At 63.6% G+C, this 21,425-nt stretch carries 13 protein-coding genes; 3 read left to right on the top strand and 10 right to left on the bottom strand.

The annotated features are described in order from the left end of the window. The first annotated feature begins 29 nt into the window (after positions 1–29). Positions 30–599, top strand: coding sequence for a hypothetical protein (locus tag ACIPIJ_RS23125; protein WP_401080939.1), 570 nt, complete (start codon positions 30–32; stop codon positions 597–599). A gap of 68 nt (positions 600–667) precedes the next feature. On the opposite strand, the gene ACIPIJ_RS23120 is transcribed toward ACIPIJ_RS23125, so the two are convergent. From ACIPIJ_RS23120 to ACIPIJ_RS23110, 3 genes are all read right to left on the bottom strand, one after another. Beyond that, positions 668–2,341 (bottom strand): MFS transporter, encoded by a 1,674-nt coding sequence (locus ACIPIJ_RS23120; protein WP_401080936.1) that lies wholly within the window; start codon positions 2,339–2,341, stop codon positions 668–670. Positions 2,342–2,569: 228 nt separating this feature from the next. Beyond that, on the bottom strand, positions 2,570–2,995 hold the full coding sequence (locus tag ACIPIJ_RS23115) for a VOC family protein (protein ID WP_401080933.1): 426 nt from the start codon (positions 2,993–2,995) through the stop codon (positions 2,570–2,572). Positions 2,996–3,072: 77 nt separating this feature from the next. Continuing rightward, entirely contained in the window at positions 3,073–3,999 is a 927-nt protein-coding gene (locus ACIPIJ_RS23110) for an alpha/beta fold hydrolase (protein ID WP_401080930.1), read from the bottom strand. Between the two features lie 201 nt (positions 4,000–4,200). On the opposite strand from ACIPIJ_RS23110, the gene ACIPIJ_RS23105 reads away from it, so the two are divergent. After that, the gene (locus ACIPIJ_RS23105) at positions 4,201–8,934 is read left to right on the top strand and encodes a dermonecrotic toxin domain-containing protein (protein WP_401080928.1); all 4,734 of its coding nucleotides are present in this window, start codon (positions 4,201–4,203) and stop codon (positions 8,932–8,934) included. On the opposite strand, the gene ACIPIJ_RS23100 is transcribed toward ACIPIJ_RS23105, so the two are convergent. Next, positions 8,903–11,449 (bottom strand): UvrD-helicase domain-containing protein, encoded by a 2,547-nt coding sequence (locus ACIPIJ_RS23100; protein WP_401080925.1) that lies wholly within the window; start codon positions 11,447–11,449, stop codon positions 8,903–8,905. The genes ACIPIJ_RS23105 and ACIPIJ_RS23100 overlap by 32 nt on opposite strands. Positions 11,450–11,635: 186 nt before the next feature. On the opposite strand from ACIPIJ_RS23100, the gene ACIPIJ_RS23095 reads away from it, so the two are divergent. Continuing rightward, entirely contained in the window at positions 11,636–12,334 is a 699-nt protein-coding gene (locus ACIPIJ_RS23095; protein ID WP_401080922.1) for a pirin family protein, read from the top strand. A 39-nt stretch (positions 12,335–12,373) separates the two neighbouring features. On the opposite strand, the gene pgm is transcribed toward ACIPIJ_RS23095, so the two are convergent. From pgm to ACIPIJ_RS23065, 6 genes are all read right to left on the bottom strand, one after another. Next, on the bottom strand, positions 12,374–14,011 hold the full coding sequence (gene pgm / locus ACIPIJ_RS23090; RefSeq protein WP_401080920.1) for a phosphoglucomutase (alpha-D-glucose-1,6-bisphosphate-dependent): 1,638 nt from the start codon (positions 14,009–14,011) through the stop codon (positions 12,374–12,376). Between the two features lie 86 nt (positions 14,012–14,097). After that, positions 14,098–16,359, bottom strand: coding sequence for a helicase C-terminal domain-containing protein (locus ACIPIJ_RS23085; RefSeq protein WP_401080917.1), 2,262 nt, complete (start codon positions 16,357–16,359; stop codon positions 14,098–14,100). Beyond that, positions 16,356–18,005, bottom strand: coding sequence for a VRR-NUC domain-containing protein (locus tag ACIPIJ_RS23080; protein ID WP_401080914.1), 1,650 nt, complete (start codon positions 18,003–18,005; stop codon positions 16,356–16,358). Before ACIPIJ_RS23080 ends, ACIPIJ_RS23085 begins: the two co-directional genes overlap by 4 nt. A gap of 111 nt (positions 18,006–18,116) precedes the next feature. Then, on the bottom strand, positions 18,117–18,608 hold the full coding sequence (locus tag ACIPIJ_RS23075; protein WP_401080911.1) for a GNAT family N-acetyltransferase: 492 nt from the start codon (positions 18,606–18,608) through the stop codon (positions 18,117–18,119). Between the two features lie 89 nt (positions 18,609–18,697). Beyond that, complete coding sequence (locus ACIPIJ_RS23070; RefSeq protein WP_401080908.1) at positions 18,698–20,023, bottom strand: aminotransferase class I/II-fold pyridoxal phosphate-dependent enzyme; 1,326 nt, start codon at positions 20,021–20,023, stop codon at positions 18,698–18,700. Next, positions 20,013–21,404, bottom strand: a complete 1,392-nt coding sequence (locus tag ACIPIJ_RS23065) for a hypothetical protein (RefSeq protein ID WP_401080905.1) — start codon at positions 21,402–21,404, stop codon at positions 20,013–20,015. The genes ACIPIJ_RS23070 and ACIPIJ_RS23065 overlap by 11 nt, the downstream gene beginning before the upstream one ends. Positions 21,405–21,425: the final 21 nt, after the last annotated feature.

Raw genomic sequence — 21,425 nt, 5'->3', positions numbered from 1 at the left:
TTCCCGGTGCGCCACAATAAGGAAAACCAATGCGCCACGAATTCAGCGAAGTGCTCAACGACCAGATCGATTACTTTCTGGTCGGGGACATTCAGTTGCTCGACCGCTTCAAGCATGAACATGACCTGCCGGACGATCTGGCCAGCGAATTCACCCGCACGGACAGCGGCGACCGGGCGGTGCGCGAGGGCGTCGTGGTGCCGCTGGCCGGGGTCGACAACCTGCCTTACCACATCATCTTCACCCTCGATGGCAGCACACCTGCCTTGCTCGAACCGGGCAGCCGCCTGAAGCACCGGCGCGGCGGCTATGTGCTGCAGGTCGAGTACCGTGCAGTGATGGTGTACACCTGGCGCATCCTCCAGCATTTCACCAACAAGACGCTGGGCGACCTGCTGGCTCGTTATCAGGTGCCGGGGCGGCCGATCATCGAGCTGGAGAATGGGTGGTATGACGTCGAAGTGCTCGGGGGCGCGGTGGTGCGCGATGGGCTGTACGAACCCGCGTTCGAGTTCGTGATGAGCAAGCGCTGGAGCCGGGGTGAGGCCAAGGATGTCGATATCGGTTATGCCTTCAGCCTGCGCGGGTATTTCGACTGAATGGATTTTCAGTGCAGGCCTCTTCGCGGGCTTGCCCCGCGAAAAGGCCGCCACTGCCTACACAAGGCTCACGTGATATCCCGGTCCTTGGTCTCCGGCAGGAAGAAGATGCCCAGTACCGCCGTCATCACCGCGATCACGATCGGGTACCACAGCCCATAATAGATATCACCGGTGGCCGCCACCATGGCGAACGCCACGGTCGGCAGGAAGCCGCCGAACCAGCCGTTGCCGATGTGATACGGCAGCGACATCGAGGTATAGCGGATGCGCGCCGGGAACAGCTCGACCAGCCACGCGGCAATCGGCCCGTACACCATGGTCACGTAGATCACCAGGATGGTCAGCAGCAACAGCACCATCGGGTAATGGATCTTCGCAGGGTCGGCTTTTTCGGGGTAACCGGCCTCTTTCAAGGCGCCAGTCAGGGTTGCCGTGAAGGCGTCGCTCTGGGTCTTCAGTTCGGCCGCCGGCAGGCTGCTGCCGTCGAAGCTTGGGATCACCCGTTCACCGATACGGATCTGCGCCACGCTGCCAGGCTCTGCGTTGACGTTCTCATACGGGATCGCCCGCTTGGCCAGCAGGCTCTTGGCGATGTCGCAGGAGCTGGTGAATTTGGCCTTGCCCACCGGGTCGAACTGGAACGCGCACTGGCCAGGGTCGGCCACCACCACGACCGGGTTCTGCTCCTGGGCGACGAACACGTCCGGGTTACCGTACTCGGTCAGCGCCTTGAAGATTGGGAAGTAGGTCAACGCGGCGATGATGCAGCCTGCCATGATGATCTTCTTGCGCCCGATGCGGTCGGACAGGCTGCCGAAAAAGATGAAGAACGGCGTACCGATCAGCAACGAGCCGGCAATCAGCAGGTTGGCGGTCTGCGGGTCGATCTTCAGCGTCTGCAACAGGAAGAACAGCGCATAGAACTGGCCGGTGTACCACACCACGGCCTGGCCGGCGGTGCCGCCGAGCAACGCCATGATCACCACTTTGAGGTTTTCCCAGCGGGCAAATGACTCGGTCAACGGCGCTTTCGAGGCCTTGCCCTCGGCCTTCATCTTCATGAACACTGGCGATTCGTTGAGCTGCAGGCGGATGTACACCGAGATCGCCAGCAGCAGGATCGACAGCAGGAACGGAATGCGCCAACCCCAGGCTTCGAACGCTTCAGTGCCCATGGCCGTGCGGCAGGCCAGGATCACCAGCAGCGACAGGAACAGCCCAAGCGTCGCAGTGGTCTGTATCCAGGCGGTGAAGAAGCCACGCCGGCCCTTGGGCGCATGCTCGGCGACATAGGTGGCCGCGCCACCGTACTCGCCCCCCAATGCCAAACCCTGCAGCAGGCGCAGGGTGATCAGGATCACCGGTGCCGCCACGCCAATCGTTGCATAGCTGGGCAGCAACCCAACGATCGCAGTCGACAGGCCCATGATCACGATGGTGATCAGGAACGTGTGCTTGCGCCCGATCATGTCGCCCAGGCGGCCGAACACGATCGCGCCGAACGGCCGCACGGCAAAGCCTGCTGCGAAGGCCAGCAAGGCGAAGATGAACGAGGTGGTTTCGTTGACCCCGGCGAAGAAGTGCTTGGCGATGATCGCCGCCAGTGAGCCGTAGAGGTAGAAGTCGTACCATTCGAACACGGTACCCAGCGAGGAGGCGAAGATGACCTTGCGCTCCTCCTTGGTGATACCCCGTTGGGGCGCGCTACTGCCCGTGGATGCGCTGTCGAGAACCGCCATGGGTTACCTCCGGATTGTGGTTATCGCAGGCCGGAGTACCTCACACCGATTTCACCGTCGCACCCAGGCCCTAGGGCTTGCTTTGGTTGCGCGAAGCACGACGAGGCGGGCCGCCTCGGATCGCAGCAAGGTATCTGAAGCATAATCGGCTTTGCCGGGATATCCACTTGCTCGCATCGATGAATGCCATGAACCCAGAAACCGGCGCATTTCAGCCAGCCCGGCGCGTCATGCGGCCGGCAGCGCAGGGACCGGGCCTTTGAGTTCGACCTGGTTGCCATCAGGGTCGTAGCAATACAGCGACAGCCCCTCGCCTTCGGCGCCATAGCGTTTCTCGGCCGGTTCCACAGCCACACCTTGTGCTTGAAGGTAAGCGGTCAGCGCCTGCTCATCGAACGGTTCGATGCGCAAACAGAAGTGATGCAGGTTGCGGCCTTCTGCTCCCGGCCCAGCACCGCCCGGGCGCCCCAAAGGCCCACCGAGGGTGACCAGGTCGATCATTGCCGTGCCCGTCGCCAAATGGACCATGCCCAGGTCTTCGCGCTCCCTGCTGACCGTGCAGCCCAGCAGGTCACGGTAGAACGCCACACTGCGCTGCAGGTCGCTGACCCGTAGCACGAGGTGGTCGATGTGCTTGATGGTGAACGGTCGCATGCCGAATCTCCTGGTGGCGCTAGCGCAAATGTTGCGCACCACCATAGCGCATCAGTAGGTCGAGCGAGCATTCCCCGTTATTCGTTCACCAACCGTTGCAGCATGCCGCCGTCATGGCGGGTGAGGATGCGCAGGAGCTGATCGACCAGCGCCCGGTCTGGCGCTTCCAGGTGGAAGTGATGCCCGCCCGGGTGCCACGAAACCCGGGCATTGGCGGGCAACGACGCCTCACGCCGCTCGAACGCGCCCCCGGTAAATGCCCCCTGCCGGCCGATCATCAGGTACAGCGGGCAGCGGATTTCCCGTAGCAGGTCGCAGGCCTCACGCTCGGTCAATGGCATGGGCTCGGGCAGCACCAGGCGCGGATCGTGGCGCCAGCAATAGCCGTCCGCCAGTTGCAACAGGTCGCGCTGGGCCAGCACCCGGGCGGCATCCTCCGACAAATCGCCATCCAGGCGCCGCCGCCGCTGCTGCATGGCCGTTTCAAGGTTGTCGAAGCGGCTGCTGTCCGGCTCGCCAAAGCCCTGCTGCTGGCTGCGCTGAAGCATGCGTTTGAGCCGATAGGCGCGGGCCAGGTGCTGCACCCGGTCGTCTTCATCGACCGTGAACGGCGCCCCCATGCCATCTATGAAGATCATGCTGGCGATGCTGCTGGTCATGGCCGCCAGCAACGACGCGATGCCGCTGCCCATGCCGTGGGCCAGCACATGGAATTGCGCCAGGCCCAGGCTGTCGATGACCGCCAGCATGTCCTCGGCATGTTCCCAGAGGTAGTAGCCGCTGTCGTGGCGGCGATGATCGGAGCGACCGTGGCCGACCAGGTCGGGGGCGACCACGAAACAGCCGTCGAGCAACGGCGCAAGGCGCTCGAACGAAGCGGCGTTGTCCAACCAACCGTGCAGAGCCAACACCGGGATGCCGTCTTCGGGCCCCCAGGTGCGCACGGCAATCTCGATACCCTCAAGGTCTAGCAGGTGATCCCTGGCACTGGACTGCGAACGCATGAACACTCTCCCTGGCTGGCGCCTGGCGCCTGCGCGTCAGGCCTGGCGTTACCATGGCCCAGCCCACCCGCTGGTGCTGCCCCCTCAACGACGGGTACATGTGCGACACCGACCCGTGTATGGCATCGGGTACTAGATATCAACCGCACCCCAAAGCCCTATGCGCGGCTTCATGGCGACCTTAACCACAAGGAGCGCCCCATGACGACCCCACTCCCCTTTCATCACGCGCAAATAGTCAACACGTTGCCCGCCTGGAGCAAGCACCTGCACCCCCAGCATGCCAGCAGGCTCCTGCAAAGCCTGCGTATGGAATACCTGGATGCCGATGGCAAGCCCTACGATTGGTACACCAACGCGCCCGACCTCGATCAAAAAGCGCTGCGCCGGGCAATCGACCTGCGTGATGCCAGCCGCCTGGTCTTGCGCAATGCCCTGGCCGGCCTCAAAGGCATCACCGAATTCTGCACACCATTGCTGCAGGCCAGGCTTGGCGCGCACATCGCGGTCGACAAGGCACAGTACATCTATCAGGCTACCCGGGTTTCCCTTCCCGGCTTCAATCCGGGGAGCCCTCCGGTCCCTGGGGAGCTGCTGCCCGTGGTGCCAGACGGTGCGCCGCAGCCGCGCAGCCTGCTCGAGGTTGCCCTGCACAATTTCGAGGGGCCGGACGACACTACGCGGCATAGCCGCCTGCAGGTCGCAATCGGTGATATTTCATCGATCCCGGGCCTGAGCGTCGATGCGTTCATCGCGCACTGCCGGGCATTGGACCTCGGTCAGCACTATCAGAACCACCTCGCGTCGGTCTTCGACGGCGCGCAAGCAGGCGACATCAAGGCGTATGCAATAAAGGCGAGGCAAGACGAATTGCGCGTGCAGACGCGTATAGCAAGCCTGCGCAATCAGCTGTCGTCCAGCGGGTTAGCCGCGTTGCATACGCTTTGCGCGAACAACGGGCAAGCGAGCTATGCGGATAAGCCCTTGCATTGCTGGCGGGTCAACCTGTTCGAGATCCCTCTAAACGAATGGATGATCATCGGCCCGGATGCACCAAACACTGTCAATCCAGTCATCCTGTACCTGCCCGGCAGCGACACCCCCCTGCAGGAATTCGGCTCGGCGCAGCAGGCTTATTCCCACCTCTGCCAATGCCTGCTGGATAACGATTTTTTCAGCGTGACCACTGCGCAAGCGCCCCAGGCGCTGCAACCCTCCTTGGCTATCAAGTTGCGCCGCGCCCTTTACAAAACCGACGAGCAGCCCAGAGCAGCCCGCGCACAACCGCACCTGGAACTGTCCAAAACGCTGCTGCCCGCTCAGCCCTGGGCTGCCCTTGAAACCGAGCATGTACAAAGGCTCAAGGCCGACGCCCGGGTGCTCGTTGTGCCCACCGCCGATGTCGATGCCAAAGCGCGGCTGGAACGCCTCGAGCACTGGCTGGACATCGGCCTGACCGTGCTCAACGTCGCCGCCATATTCATCCCTGGGCTCAACCCCATCATGCTGACGATTGGCGCTGCGCAGATCATGGGCAGCGTGTTCCACGGCATCCAGGCTTGGGAAGAAGGCGACAATGCAGAGGCCTTGGCGCAGCTGGAGTCGATTCTGCTCAATGTCGGTACGGTTGCGCTGATCGGTGCTGGCGCGGTGGGTCTCAAAGCCTCCGGGTTCGTCGACGAGATGCAGAGCATTATCAAGGATGGCAAAAAGTACCTCTGGAGTGCCCGGACTGAAGGCTACGCAAGCTACAAAGCGCTGCCAGAGAGCCTGGAGCCCGATGAGCGGGGGCTGTACACCCAGGATGAACGCCAATACGCCCGCATGGACGCAAGCTTGTACGAAATGCAAGCCTCGTCGGACGGGCAATGGCGCGTCGCCCATCCGCAAGATGCATCGGCTTATGCACCCCGCGCGTCGAATTACGGTGAGGGTGCCTGGCGGATGGAGCACGAACAACCGCTCGACTGGGCTGACGTTCAACTGGTACGCCGGCTTGGCCCAGCCAGCGAAGGTTTGCAGGACGCTGAGCTGCTCAGCGCGCTGCGTGCCACGGACACTGAGGCGGACGTGCTGCGACACAACCATATTGCCGAACAACGGCCCCCATCCCTGCTTGCCGATGCACTGGATCGACTTCACTGTGATGCCCAGGCCGAAGACATCATTCTGCGTATTCGTGAGGGGCGCCCCCTCGTTGCCTACAAGCACTATGCCTTGGCAGCGCTGCCAGAACTGCCCAATTGGCCAGTGGACTACGCCATCAAGGCTTTCAATGGACCGGAGCCTTGGGGGGCCTATACGCTTTACGGCGGCAGCGGTGCGATAGCCGATACGGTCATAGACGTCACACTTACGGACCTCGAAGCCGGCAAGCTGGGCGATATCGTAGCCGATGCGCTTGACGACCAGGCGGCCGACCAGCTGTTGCCAACCGGCACACCTCCTGCACAACGCGCGCAGCTACTTAATGGCCAGCTGGCGGACCACCTGGTGGGTAAACGCACTGCGCTTTTCGATAGCCTTTACCGGTCGCGGCGTTTAACTCTGAGCAGCGAGGCACAAACCCTGGCGCGCCACTTCCCAGGGTTACCCACACGCACACTGGAAGCGCTCACCGAGCATGCAACCCCAAGCGAACGCCAGCGCATGTCCGCGGGCCGTGTCCCCCTTCGCGTAGCCGAGCAGGCCAGGCGCCTGCAAGCGCATGTGCGCCTGGACAGGGCTTTGCTGGGCATGAATCGCCCCAGCCTCGCAACTGCTGACAGTCAGCGACTGATACAGGCCCTGCAGGCCGAGCATCCTGGCGCGCCCCGCAGTGAGCTGTTCAACATCGCCTGCGCAGACCGGCCACGTGCTGCCACCCTGATCGGGCAACAACCCATCAAGCCAAGCTTGCGCTCGCCCATGCGAACCGGCGACGGTCGCGTGGGCTACCCCCTGAGCGGCAGAAACCAAAGTTCCAGCTGGTGGCGCGTGCGCGACCGCAACGTCGCAGATCGCCGCCTGCAGGAACTCTACCCACGCCTGACGTTGCAACAACGTGGGGAAATGCTTGAAACCCTACGTGCCAAAAGTCGAGATGTCGGTGCTCAGATCGATTTGCTTTCCGTGGAGCGGGCTGGCCTGGCCGAACGCTTGGAAAACTGGGTATCGCAAGCCAATGACGAGCAGCGAGCAGATCGCCAGCGCTTCAGCCAGCAGATCAATGGGGCCTGGCGCCAGGATGAGGGTGCCACGCTATCACTCGAAGCGATGAACATCCGTACATTGCCGCCGTTACTGGCGCGCTTTGACCACATAACACGCCTGGACATCGACAACCTGGGTCTGGAGCAAATGCCGGCAGATTTCCTTCCGTGCTTTCCCAACTTGAAAAGCTTGAGGATCGCGAGAAACCCTGTGTTGGCCGCTGATTCACTGTTTGATGCCTTGGCCCACTTCCCCAACCTTGAAACCTTGGAGTTGCCGGCCAACGGCTTTGGAGAACTGAGTGAAAGCGCGCGTATAACCCTTGGCAAGCTAAGCCGGCTACGCACCCTGAACTTAAGGGGTAATCCTCTCGTCCGGTCACCCGACCTTGCCCGAATGAATTTCCTGAAACGGCTCGACCTGAGTGACTGCGGATTGACTGATTGGCCCGAGGGATTGACGGACTTGATGTCTTGGGACGACTTCGAGCTTCGCGAGGTGGATCTAAGTAACAATCAGCTCGGCGAACTGCCAGCGCTTGAGGACATTCTCGCCACACCGTTTACCGAGAGCCTCATGCACCGTCCGGACATGGAATGGCTATTGGGAGGCAATCCGATTGACGAGAACGTGGCCCTGCAACTGAAGAATGCCGGCGTGGGCATTGACATCAACCGCTTGCGGATCAACACCAGCCCAGCACGCCGAGCCCTGTGGAACAGGTTGTTCAGCGGCAACGAAAACCTTTCCCTGAAGCAGACCATCGAAAGCCTGAGCGTATTGCCAGAGACCGCAACCGAGCACGTCTGGGGCGTCCTCGAAGCTGCCGGGCAAGACCGTGACTTGCTGGCTTACCTGGATGAATTGAGTGGCGCGTTCCAAGCCCTCGACCATAACGCGGCAGCCGATTGCCTCAGCACCCTGCACGTAGAGGCCGATACATACGCACTGATGGTCAGCTCTGAAACAACCACCGAACAGCTCTACCAGCGCTTTCGTCAGCTGTATCGCCGGGCGCGGGTCAACAGACAGGCCGAACGCATCGCGGGCCGACGCTATACCCGGCAGGCCGAACTGCTCGAACGGCAGCGGCGCAACCTCGATAACGACAACGCGCCGCCCCTCGATGACGTGGATGACATCGATGATGATGTGCTGCTGCGCGATCGCTCTCATCACCACGACATGCGCCTTGCGCTGCGCACGTCCCTGCACACCGCGCTTGATTTCCCCGAGCCGGGCCCGGACCTGGAATATGAACCGCCCGTGTCCTTGAGGACGGAACAGAACGTGACCGAGCGGGTAAGGGCTGTTGACCTGCAGGCCCAGCCACGACGGGATTGGGTGGTCGAGCACACCACCTGGAAGCATTACGTGACGAAGCGCCTCGCCACAAGCCTCACTGAGCGCTGGGGGATGGTTACAGACTATCTGGACAGCGCACTGGACGCGCAAACCGCGCCAGCACTTCCGCAAGACCCTGACGTGCTGGAAGCCCTCGGCAGGGCAGTCCGTGCAGAGCCAACACCAATCCTGGATGAACAGGGTAATGCGCTGCCTGCCCCGGCCTCACCCTTCACCGGCGAAGCTTCACCGTTTGATGAGCAGGGGCAGCTGCAACCCTTCACGGTCAAAGAGTGGGGATACAACTTCGCCTACAAGAATGCCGGGGCACTTTATAGTGCAGACGAACTGGCCCTCAGCAGGCGCACTATCCTGGCCTGTGATCCCGATCAGCCTTGACCCGCTCGCCACGCTGTTCTCTCAAGTCTTCAAAGAACGGCTGACGGCCGTCCACCAGGCTTGAGGCGCGGGGCAGCTTGGCGGCCTCTGCACTGGCGGCTTCCACATGCCAATAGCAGTGCCTGACCGCACGGGTCACCGCCACATAGGCCAGGCGCTGCACTTCTGCCTTCTGCGCCGTATCGAACGGCTGCGCATCGCCCGCCCGGCCCAGGCCGGCCAGGCGATACACCTGGTTCTTGTACGGTGAGCTGGTCAGGTACTGGCAATCGCCCAGCATGAATACCGCATCCGCCTGCAAGCCTTTGGCGCTGTGGTAGGTCAGCTGGCGCAGGCGACGCTGCTCGGCCGGCAACATCGCTTCAGCCTGCAGCACACTGTGCAGGTGCTCGCTCATCAGTGCCTTGTCGCTACTCTTGCGGTACAGCAGCATGACCGATTCACCACGCTGGTAATGCTCGACAAGCGTTGCCCCCAACGCCGCTTCATCGCGCTCGAAGACCTTCACCGGCGAGCCCGGCAACGCGGCAGCAGGCCCACTGGCCCGCGCTTTCTTGCCCGCAATGGCCGGCGTGCCTTTGACCAGGTGCTCGGCCGCGTCGATGACCAACTGCTGGCACCGGTAGTTGTCCACCAGCATCACCCGCGTGTTGGCCGGTGACGGGAACGCTTTGGTGAACTCCATGAAATACGTGGGCGAACTCCCCCGCCAGCCATAGATCGACTGCCAGTCATCGCCCACGCACAACAGCGAGGAATGCTGCGCATTGCGCCCCACGTGCATGGCCGGGCCACGGCGGCGGATCTCGGCAAGGCTGGCGCGTAGCCAGCTGACGATCTGCGGTGAAACGTCCTGGAACTCGTCGATCATCAAGTGCGCCAGTGGCCTGAGCAACGGGTCGGGCAGCAGCTGCAGGTTTTCCGGGTTGTTCTCACCGAACAGCGCGAACATGCGGTTGTAGCTCATCACTGGCGGCGACTGGTCCAGCAGGTGCGCTTCAAGGGCTTTCCAGTACAAGGCCAGGGCCTCGAAGAACAACGCATCACTGTCGCCAGAAGGAAAGTTCATCGCGGCCACTGCACTGTTCACCTCCAGGCCGAGGTTTTCGATGAAGTTGGCGGCACCGACAAAGGCATCGAGCAGGGGCGCAGGGGCGAGCTCGCCCTTGACCTTGTACTCGAAGCCGGGCCCGGCCACCGCATCGCCCGCCAGCGAAGCCGCCAGGCGCCGGGCCATGGCATAGTTGTCCAGCCAGATCAGTGGCTTGTCGCAGAATGCTTGCAGCAGCGTGCGCTTGACCGCCCATTCCGCACGCACCGCAAGCTTGGCACCAGGGCGCTGGTACTGCGCGCTTTCCGTCGGGTCGAAGCCAAGCACCACCCAGGCATCCAGGCCTTCAAGGCGGCCATGCACATGGAAGCGGCTGCCGCGGATCTCGACTGTTTCGCGGCACGGTTCAATGCCCTTGATCGGCCACACACCGGCGGCGAACCACAGGTCCTCGATCACATCGCACAGTTCTTCATCACGCTGGGCCGCCAGTTGCGTCACCTGCACGCGCTTCTGCACATCGGGGTGGTCCGGGTCCAGCGGTTTGAGCTGCAGGGCCTCACGCCTCAAGCGTGCGACGATCTCGGCAAAGCGTGGGTTTTCGGCGAGCAGGTCGCGATAGCAGAGGTTGAGTTGCTGGCGCTGGGCGTCGTTCAGGCGCAGATCGAACGGGTTGCTCTCGGCCTCCGCTTCGCGGCCGGCAGGCATCTCGTTGCCCAGGGTCTCGAACGCACGCACCTGGCCGAAGCCCGGCAGGCTGCGCACCAGCGGCAGAATGCGTGAATGAAAGGTGCGCACCCATTCGCGGGCGCGGGCCGCTGGGAGGTCGAGCTGCCACAGCGCGAACACCTGCACCAGGCGCTTGATGAAGTCCTTGCGTGATTCACGGGTGAAGGTGACCACGGTCATTGCGTCCAGCTCATAGCCCAGGTAATGGTGCAGCAGCAGGATGCGCAGCACCAGCGAGGTGGACTTGCCCGCCCCTGCCCCGGCCACCACGCAGGTGGACGGGGTGTCGCTGAAAATCAGCTTCCACTGCGCCGCGCTGGGCTGGGCTTCGGCCGGCAGGCGCTGGGCCACATCAGCCTTGAAGCGCTTTTTCAGCTCGGCGGGCAACGGCAGCCGCCAGTCGTCGAACAGATTGTCGTCCTGGCCAGGCACGGCGGCGGTGTCGGGGCGAGAATCACGAATCACCAGTACCTGACGACCCGCCTCGTACCCTTCGACCCGCCCACGCTCGAAACCATCGCGCAGGCCCTCGGCATGGCCACTGCGCTGGCCGGTGGCGTGGCCCAGGAACCAGGAGTCGCGGTGTTGTGCCTGCAGGCGGCTCAGGCCACGGCCGAGCAGGCGTGCGGCCAGCCGACGAAACCAGGGCAGTTGGGCGGGTGGGGTCAGTTCGGCGGGGGCCTGGGGTTGCTCGTGGGCCACGGTCACTCCGTTGTAAATCGAATCAACGTGCATGTTCACCGCATCGGCAAAAAATCGCCAGCGAATGCTTGCAGATCAGTGGATTAGGCGATGAATCGCACACTTTACATCGCACACTTCAATCTATTAATACGATAATAATCAGCCGATATTTACGCTTATTTTCGATCTTTCTTTGAAGCATCATGGCGTCATTCCACTGATTCAAGGAGCACGACCATGCTGCAACTGCGACCTTTCGAAGGCCTCGGCCATGCCAACCACGGCTGGCTCGATGCCCACCACCACTTCTCGTTTGCCGAATACTACGACCCGGCGCGCATGCACTGGGGCAACCTGCGGGTATGGAACGACGACCTGATCGCCGCCGGCAGCGGTTTCCCACCGCACCCGCACCGCGACATGGAAATCATCACCTACGTTCGTGAGGGCGCCATCACCCACCAGGACAGCCTGGGCAACAAGGGCCGTACCGAGGCCGGCGATGTGCAAGTGATGAGTGCCGGCAGCGGCATCGTGCACAGCGAGTACAACCTGGAAGACGTCGATACGCGCATTTTCCAGATCTGGATCGTGCCGGAGCGCGTGGGTGACGCGCCGTCGTGGGGCACCCGGCCGTTCCCCAAAGGCGAACGCGGCGAAGGCTTCGTGACCCTGGCCAGTGGCCGGGCCGGTGATGAGGACAGCCTGCAGATCCGTACCGATGCGCGCCTGGTGGCGGCTACCTTGCAGGCGGGTGAAACGGCGGAGTATCGGTTTGATGCCGGGCGCCGGGGTTACCTGGTGCCGGCCAAGGGGCTGGTGGAGGTCAACGGCTTGCGGGCCAAGGGCCGCGATGGCGTGGCGATCGAAGAAGAGGAGGTGCTGCGGGTCACGGCGATCGAAGACAGCGAGATCGTGCTGGTCGATGTGGCTTGAGTGACTGGGGCCGCACAGCGGCCCCTAATCACTGATCAATCAGGCGATTGCGGCATCCACCAGCACCTGCGCCTCCGCGACCAGGCGCTGCAGGTGCGCCTCGTCGATAAAGCTTTCGGCGTAGATCTTGTAGATGTCCTCAGTCCCCGAAGGTCGCGCGGCGAACCAGCCGTTGGCGGTCATCACTTTCAAACCACCGATGGCCTGACCATTGCCCGGCGCGTGGCTGAGGATCTGCTGGATCGGCTCGCCCGCCAGCTCGGTCGACTTGACCTGCTCCGGGGCCAATTTGCTCAACAACGCCTTCTGCCGCGCATCGGCCTTGGCTTCCACACGGGTAGCGAAGGGTTTGCCAAGCGCGTCGGTGAGGTCGGCATAGGCCTGGCTCGGGTTACGCCCGGTACGCGCGGTCATCTCGGCCGCCAGCAGCGCGGGAATCAGGCCGTCCTTGTCGGTCGCCCAGACCGAACCGTCCTTGCGCAGGAACGAAGCACCGGCGCTTTCTTCACCACCGAAGCCCAACGAACCCTCGAACAGGCCTTGGGCGAAATACTTGAAGCCCACCGGCACTTCATACAGTTCACGGCCCAGGCGCGCGGTAACGCGGTCGATCAGGCCGCTGGACACCACCGTCTTGCCAACGGCAGCGTCGCTGCGCCACTGGGGGCGGTTGCGGTACAGGTAGTCGATGGCCACGGCCAGGTAGTTGTTCGGCTGCAGCAAGCCATCGGCGGTAACGATGCCATGGCGGTCATGGTCCGGGTCGCAGGCGAATGCCACGTCGAAACGCTCGCGCAGGCCGATCAGGCCTTGCATGGCGTACGGTGAGGAGGGGTCCATGCGGATCTGGCCGTCCCAGTCGACGGTCATGAAGCGGAAGGTCGGGTCGACCTCGGTGTTGACCACTTCCAGGTCGAGCTTGTAATGCTCGGCGATGGCCGACCAGTAGCGCACCCCTGCCCCACCCAGCGGATCGACGCCCAGGCGCAGCTTGGCGTTGCGGATGACGTCGAAGTCGATGACGTTTTCCAAGTCGGCAACGTAGTGGCTCACGTAGTCATGGCGATGGGTCGTCGGTGCTTGCAGCGCCTGGGTGTGGTCCATGCGCTTGACGCCCGCCAGCCCTGCGGCCAGCAGTTCGTTGGCCTTGGTTTCGACCCACTTGGTCACATCGCTGTCGGCCGGGCCGCCGTTGGGCGGGTTGTACTTGAAACCGCCGCTCTGTGGCGGGTTATGCGACGGCGTGATGACGATGCCGTCGGCCAGACCCTTTTCGCGGCCACGGTTGTAGCAGAGGATGGCATGCGACACCGCTGGCGTCGGCGTGTACTCATCGTCCTTGGACAACATCACCTGCACGCCGTTGGCGGCCAGCACTTCCAAGGCACTGGCGGCAGCCGGCGTGGAGAGTGCGTGGGTGTCGGCGCCAATGAACAGCGGGCCATCGATGCCCTTTTCCTGACGGTACAGGCAAATGGCCTGGGTGATCGCCAGCACGTGATCTTCATTGAAGCTCAGGTCGAACGAGCTGCCTCGGTGCCCCGAGGTGCCGAAGGCCACGCGCTGGGCCGCCACGGACGCGTCTGGGCGGCCGGTGTAGTAAGCGGTGAGCAGGCGGGGAATATCGACCAGCACGCTGGCCGGAGCCGGCTTGCCTGCCAAAGGACTGAGCGTCATGCAGAAACCTCGAGTTCAACGGATGTTGGTTTTGGAACGCGCAGTGTACTGGGAGTTGCAACGCCGTGCGAAGGGCCGGCCGATGATTATTCGCCGGCCTTCTGCCACCAGCTGGGAAACATCTGCTGTACCCGTGGCTCGGCGAAGCGCTCATCAATCAGCACCAGCACGCCACGGTCCTGGTCGCCACGGATGACCCGCCCTGCGGCCTGGATCACTTTGCGCACGCCGGGGTACAGGTAGGCGTAGTCGAAACCGGCACCGAACTGCCGCCCCAGGCGTTGCTTGAACTGTTCGTTGACCGGATTGACCTGCGGCAGCCCGAGGGTAGCAACGAACGCACCGATCAGCCGCGATCCGGGCAGGTCCACGCCCTCGCCAAAGGCACCGCCCAGCACTGCAAAGCCAACGCCCTGCCCCTGCGGGGCAAAGCGTGCAAGAAAGCCTTCGCGCGCGGTTTCATCCATGCCAGGTGCCTGGGCCCAGGCGGGTATCGCCGGGTGCCGTTCGGCCAGCAGCGCGTGAACCTGCTGCAGGTACTCGAAACTGCTGAAGAACGCCAGGTAATTGCCCGGCTGGCGCTGATACTGCTCGGCGATCAGCGCGACGATCGGCGCCAGTGACGCCTGGCGTTCGCGATAGCGAGTGGAGACCTGGCTGGCGATCCGCACTTCGAGCTGCTCGGCGCGAAACGGCGCTGCCACTTCAAGCCAGGCGGTATCGGCCGGCATGCCGAGCAGGTCGGTATAGAAATGCCGAGGGCTAAGCGTGGCCGAGAACAGGGTCACGCTGCGCGCCGCCTGCATGCGCGGCGCCAGCAGCCGTGCCGGGGTGACGTTGCGCAGGCAAAGGTTGGCCAGGCGCCGCTTGCGCGGGCCCTCGCGCAGGCTCACATCGAACAGGAAATGCTCGTCGAACAGTTCGGCGACCCGGCTGAACTGCAACGCCTGGAAAAAGAACTGCAGGGTCTGGCTGTCTACCTCGGTGGGCGTCTCGTTCAGGCGCTCCTGGATCAGCCCGATGCATTGCTGCAACGCGCGCAGAAACGCCTCGGGCAATTGCTCGGTGGCCTGGTAAGGGGCGCGTTGTTCCTTGTAAAGCGCATTCCATTGGCGGTTGAGCCGATCCAGCGCGCTGACCAGCCCTGGCGGTTTGCTTTGGCGCAAGGCCAGCAGTTGCCCCTGGTCAAGGCTGGCGCTGTACATGCCGCGGCCGCGCTCCACCAGGTTGTGCGCCTCGTCCACCAGCACGGCGACCCGCCACTGGTTGGCCTGGGTCAGGCTGAACAGCAAGGCGTGGGCGTCGAAATAGTAGTTGTAGTCGGCCACGAGCACATCCACCCAGCGGGCCATTTCCTGCCCCAGGTAGTAAGGACAGACCTGGTGCGCCAATGCCACCGCGCGCAGGTTGGCGCGGTTCAGCATCGGCTGCTGCGCCGCAGCCTCACGCGCCGCAGGCAGGCGGTCGTAGAAGCCTTTAGCCAAGGGGCAGGACTCACCGTGGCAGGCATTGCCCGGGTGTTCACAGGCCTTGTCCCGCGCAATCAGCTCCAGCGTGCGCAACGCTGGCTGCTGCGTGGCCGCAGTGACCTGGCCCAGCGCCTCCAGCGCCAGTGCGCGGCCCGGCGTCTTGGCGGTGAGGAAGAACACTTTGTCGAGTTGCTGCGGCACCATGGCCTTGAGCAACGGGAACAGCGTGCCGAGGGTCTTGCCGATGCCGGTGCTGGCCTGCGCCATCAGGCAACGCCCGGTGCTGACCGCCTTGTACAGGGTTTCGGCCAATTGCCGCTGGCCCTGGCGGAACTGCGGGTAGGGGAAAGCCAGGCCCTGCAGGCCCTGGTTGCGCTCGGCCAGACGCTGTTCCTGGGCTTGGGCCCAGGCGAGAAAGCACTGGCACTGGGTTTCAAAGAACACACGCAGCGATTCGGCAGTGTAGTGCTCGCTGATCAGCGTCTGGCCGTCGTTGTCCACATCCAGATACACCAGCGCCACCTCGATCGCCGGCAGCTGCCGTGCCTGGCACATCAGCCAGGCATAGACCTTGGCCTGGGCCCAGTGCAACAGGCGGTGGTTGGCCGGTTGGCGCGCCAGGTCGCCGCGATGGGTCTTGATCTCTTCAAGGCGATTGGCGTCCGGGTCATAACCATCGGCGCGGCCGCGCACCTGCAAGCCCAGATACGCCCCTTCAAGGGCCACCTCCGCCTCGTAGCCCGCAGCACGCCGGGCCACCACCCGGCGATGGCCTTCGATGCCTTCCTGGGCAGTGGGCGACGGCGTGAAGCGCAGGTCCAGGTCACCCACCTTGGCGCTGAATTCACACAATGCGCGCACTGCCACGCGGTAGTTCACGCGGCCTCGTTCCAGCGCACATGGCACACCGCTACCGGCAGGCCGTGCTCGGCGCAGAACGCCAGCCAACGCAACTGGTTGTCCTGCAGGCGATCGCCCGGTCCCTTGACCTCGACCATGCGGTAACAGCCCTGCTCCGGCCAGAACTGGATCAGGTCGGGCATGCCGGTGCGGTTGTTGCGGATGTCCTGCAGCAAACGCAGGAAACACTGCTTGAGGTGCACGGCCGGCAGGCAGGCCAGGGCCTGCGTGAGCAAGCCTTCATCGAGCATCGGCCAGAACACGAACGGCGATTGCAGGCCTTGCTTGGCTGCATAACAGTCGAGAATGGCCTGGCGATGGGTACCGTCGTCGAGCCGCCCCAGGCAGGCATCGAACAGCGCGGCGCGCCGCTGCTGGAATTCACAGTCGTGCAGGTCCTGAGGCGCAGCCTGGAAGGGGTTGAAGAATGCACCGGGGACCGGGGCGAAGATTGCATCCCAGCACAACAGGCCGAACAGGCTGTTGAGCAGCGTGTTCTCGACGTAGTGAACTTGCCCGCCCGCTTGCGCCAGGTGTTGCCGTACGGCCTCCTCGACCCCCAGCGCGGCGTGCTCACGCGGCAGGTCCAACTCGATCACCGGCGCGGGTGTGGCACGTCGCCGTGGCTGCGCGGGCCCGCCAAGCTTGCGCACCAGGCGTGGGAGCATACGCTGCACCGCCTGTGTTTCCAGGGCATTTGCGGGGGCTTGCGCGAGTTGCAGGGCCAGCTCGTGCGCCTGTGGCCAGCGTTCGCTGCGCTCCAGCACACGCACCTGGCGGATGCGCGCTTGCGCATGGCTGCTCTGGGCATACACCGCCAGGGCCTGGTCCCAGTCGGCAAGGCGCTCGCACTGTTGGCCCAGGGCAAACAGCAGGCGCGAATGGCGACGGGCCAGCCACGGGTTGTCACTGCGCCAACCCGCCAACGCTTCAAGGATCGACGCGGGTTCATCACCCAGCACTTGGCGCTCGACGCACGCGTGCAAGGTCATCGCCAAGTCGACATCGCTGCGCTGCTGCAAGGCGCGCGAGCCAGGGCTGAACGGCACCTGTTCAAAGCGCAGCAGGCCGAGGTCGGCCAGCACGAAATCCGACCAGTCCTGGTACAGGTTGCCGAAAAACAGCAAGCGCATGCGATCGCAGAGCGGCTGCAAGCACCACTGCACGATGCCTACCGGGGCCTGTGCAAACCATTCTGACAACGCCCTGGGGGCCAGTGCCAAGGCTTGAAGCTGCTCCAGCAGCTCGCTTTTGGCCGCGCGCGGGCGGCTCAGCTGCCCGGCGAAACAACTGGCCAGCTCATCCTTGCGCAAGAGGGCAAACAGCTGTTCGAGGCTCAGTTGCTCAGGTTCGCGCACCCACCCCAAGGCCAGCAGTGGCTGCAAGGCACTCTGCGTGTCACCGATTTCGGCATACTCGAGGCGGTCGCTGCGAAACAGCTCGCCCTTGCGCATCACCATGCGCACCAGCAATGCCTGGGCCGGCGCGTCCAGCACGGCAAAGGCATGGATGAAGGCCAGCTCCTGCGTGTCGAGCAGGTCGGCATAGCGCTGTTCGACCCACAGCAGCACCTGGCGGAAATTATGCAGGTAGTACAGCGGGTCATCGACGGAATGGGCGATCACAAGGCAGGGTCAGGCAATAGGAACGGATACTGTTTATACATACAGATAACGCTCACTGGCAAGCCCCGCGGGTCGGGTGGGCACGCCGCCGACGAATGGCACCGCGGCAGGTCAGAGCGCCAGGATCATTTCATGCCAGGCCATGCCGCCGTGGTCCGATGGCGACGGTTTTACATACTGGTAACCCATCTTGCGGTACAACGCGACATGCTGCTCCTTGCACATCAGATGGATGCTCTGCTTGCCCAGCGCTTTCATTCGCTGGATAAAGGCATTCATCAACACGGTCGCGTAGCCTTTGCCTTGGTAGGCCGGGTCTACCACCACCGACATGATCACCACATTGGCGGCTGCCGGGTCATGGCCCACGAGCTCCTTGAACGCCTCATCGGACATCACCACTTCGTGGGCGCAGCCGCTGTTGATGAAGCCCACGACCTTGTCATCGACCTCGAGGATGAGAAAACCCTCGGGGTATTGCGCGATACGCGTGCCGATCTTTTCGAGAGTGGCGGCTTCATCCCCTTCATACGCACCGATTTCAATTTCGAAGCAGCGTTCGGCGTCCTGAAGGACGGGTTGGCGCAAGTGCGGGGTGCTCATGCATGGGCTCCTGGTAATGAACAATTGCGCCATGGTAAAGCAACCCTGCGCTGCTTACCTGCCATTCCTTGCCGGACGTGACACCCCCATCACCCTGGGGCGTCCACCTGCAGGCCAGAACGAGACGCCAGCGCCTGGCCCAACAGGCAGAGCGCCTCGTGTAGCGCTTCGGGCTGCTCGCCCATCCAGGTCAGTGCCAGGTATTGGTGATAACGCCCTTGCAGGCTGAACTGCTCACCCGCGACCACATGCAAGGCCGAGCCGTGCAGCGCCGCAGTGATACGCTGCGAAGGTATCGGCTGGCGCAACCGCACCCACACCACCTGCCCGCCCTCCGGTAGCGCGAAAGCCAACTGCGCACCCAGGTGCAGCTGCAACTGCTGGCAGAACTGCTGCATGCGCCCCTGCAGTTCGCTGCGCTGACGGTTCAATTGCGCGTCGATCTCACCTTTGCCGAGCATCTGTGCCAACGCCTGCTGGCGCACCGGGGCCAGCTGGAAGCAGCGCAGGGCAAATGCTTGCGCCACGGCGGCATGCCGACCCAGCACATAGGCATACGGCGCCTCGGCCCCGACCACGGCCTCCAGCGAACCGAGCACCAGCAGCCAGCGAGGGTCGACCCAATCGCGCAAACGCGAGCGCGGGGGGCCGGCAAAACAGTGTTCGCTGTCCAGGTCGTTCTCCAGCAGCCAGATCGGATGCAGGGCCAGCAGGTTGGCAACCTGCTGTTGTTCCTGCTGGGACATCAGTTGCCCCACTGGCATGCCGAGGCACGACGGCATGATCATCATGCGTACCGACTCCCGCCCGAGCAGGCGTGCCAGACGGCCCAGGTCCGGGCAACCGTGGGTGTCCAACGGTAACTCCAGCACCTGCATGCCCACCCGCTGCAACACCCGCAGCAAGCGCCAGCAACAAGGTGAAGCGACCAGTACCGTGCTGCCGTGCAGCGCCAATGCCGCCAGCAGGGTTTCCAGCAATGCCTGCACATCGGGGCCCACGTGCACATCTTCCGGCCGCCAGCACTGTCGGGATGAACGGGTGTAGCGCTCTGCCAAGGCGCTGCGAAGCCGTGCCCCCCCGCAATGTTCGAGCACGGACAACGACCGTGCCCGCTGCCGCGCAAGCCTGCGTTCATGGGCAAGCAGTACGCGCTCCATCAGTGGCTGCGCGGGGGCTGCCTGACCGGCATCCAGTACAGCAGGCTGGGCAAAGTAACCCGACTTCGGCACTGACAGCACACGGCCTTCATACTCCAGCAGGCCATAGGCGGTCTGCACGGTGGCCAGTGACACCCGCAGGCGCCGCGACAAGGCTCGCAGCGAGGGCAAGCGCGGTTGCCCTCCCCGTTGCGCCTCATCGATCAGCGCGTTCAGGTAGCGATACACGGCCTGATAGGCAAACTCACGCGCCATCAGCAGGCGCCCCGCAGGCAACGATGCTGGCACCCTTGTGGCGCGGCAGAAACGCCAGGTGCACATCGCGCCGCGCCAAACTTGCCAGAAAACGCCTGACGCTGTGCTGCAGCCGCCCTCCATAGATAGCACGCAGTTGCGTCAGTGCCAGGCCACTGGTATTCACCAGCCAATGCTTGACCGCCTCGGGGCAAGGTTTGCCCTGCAATGCGCGATGCAGATACGGCAGTGCCACCAGCATGTCGGCATGGCTGCATTGCAGGAAGCGCTCAAGCCCGCGCCCTTGTTCGGCGAATGGGCTGTACAACAAGCAGATCAACTGGGTCTGATCGATGCCATATGCCTTGGCAAACCGAGGTAGCTGGGGCACCGGCGGTTTGCTCGCTGCGCGTTGGCTAACCAGGCGCAGCGCTTGCCTGCGCCCTGAAAGTGCCCTGCAGCGTGAGCGCAAGTCATGCAATTGCGCCAGGGCCAGCGGGTCAAGGAAAGCCGCCAGGGGCATGGACTCCTGTGCGGGCTCGAAGCGCCAGCCCATCATCAGGTCCAACTCGCCTTCGCTCAGCAGTTGCGGTAACAGGTCGTCGATGGCCATGAGCCTCATCGGTATCTCGCAGGCCGGCTGCTGGCCGATTTCGCCTGCCGCAGCGTGCGGCGAACCGGCAGTACCGTGCAACTGGCCGAGGCGCTCTGCCAAGGTCGCCATGCACGCATGCTCGTTACTGGGGCCCACCAGCCCCGCAAGGCGCAGCGCCCTGCGGGCCCAGACCAGATACCGCCGCCGCTGACGCAACGGCATGGCAGTGACCAATGCATCCGCACACGGCTGGCCGCCAAGGGCGAGCCGGACGCTGTCCGCCAGCTCCAGGTGCAGACGACTGCCGAGCAGCGCGTCGGGCCGCGCGTCGACGAGATGGCCGAACAGCAGCAAGGCATCGCGTGCCTGCGCCCAATGCGCGGCCGCCGACGTGGGCCGGCGGTTGAAAGGCGCCACCGCCCCCGCCTCGACCATCTGCAACTGCACCCGCGGATCATCATGCAAGAACAACGCGTTGAAGCCGCGCTCATGCTGCTCCAGCAGCGCCGCGCTGGCAGCCGGCAGGCAGACCACCAGCACTCGCAACTGGAACGTAACCGGTGCGCGCAGGGCGATGCTTAGCTGGGCTGCGCGCAAGATTGCCAGCAGGCGGGCACTGCGACGGTCGCCACCGTGCACGACCAGCAGGCGAAAGGTACCGATGTATTCCGGGCCACCGGCCGCCACCAGCAGACGCTGAATCAGCAATTGCAGCGAGGCACGCTGCGCCTGGGACATGTGGCTCAGCAGGCGCTCGAGCACCTGCTGGTGGATATACTGCATAGCCTGATCATGAATAATGGTCATGCGCCACCTCGCAACTTCAGT

Origin of the sequence: Pseudomonas sp. NPDC087185, from assembly GCF_044744955.1 — a bacterium.
GTDB lineage: Bacteria > Pseudomonadota > Gammaproteobacteria > Pseudomonadales > Pseudomonadaceae > Aquipseudomonas.
The sequence above is the reverse complement of the archived record's forward strand: the minus strand, read 5'-3'. Positions and strand labels throughout refer to the sequence as shown.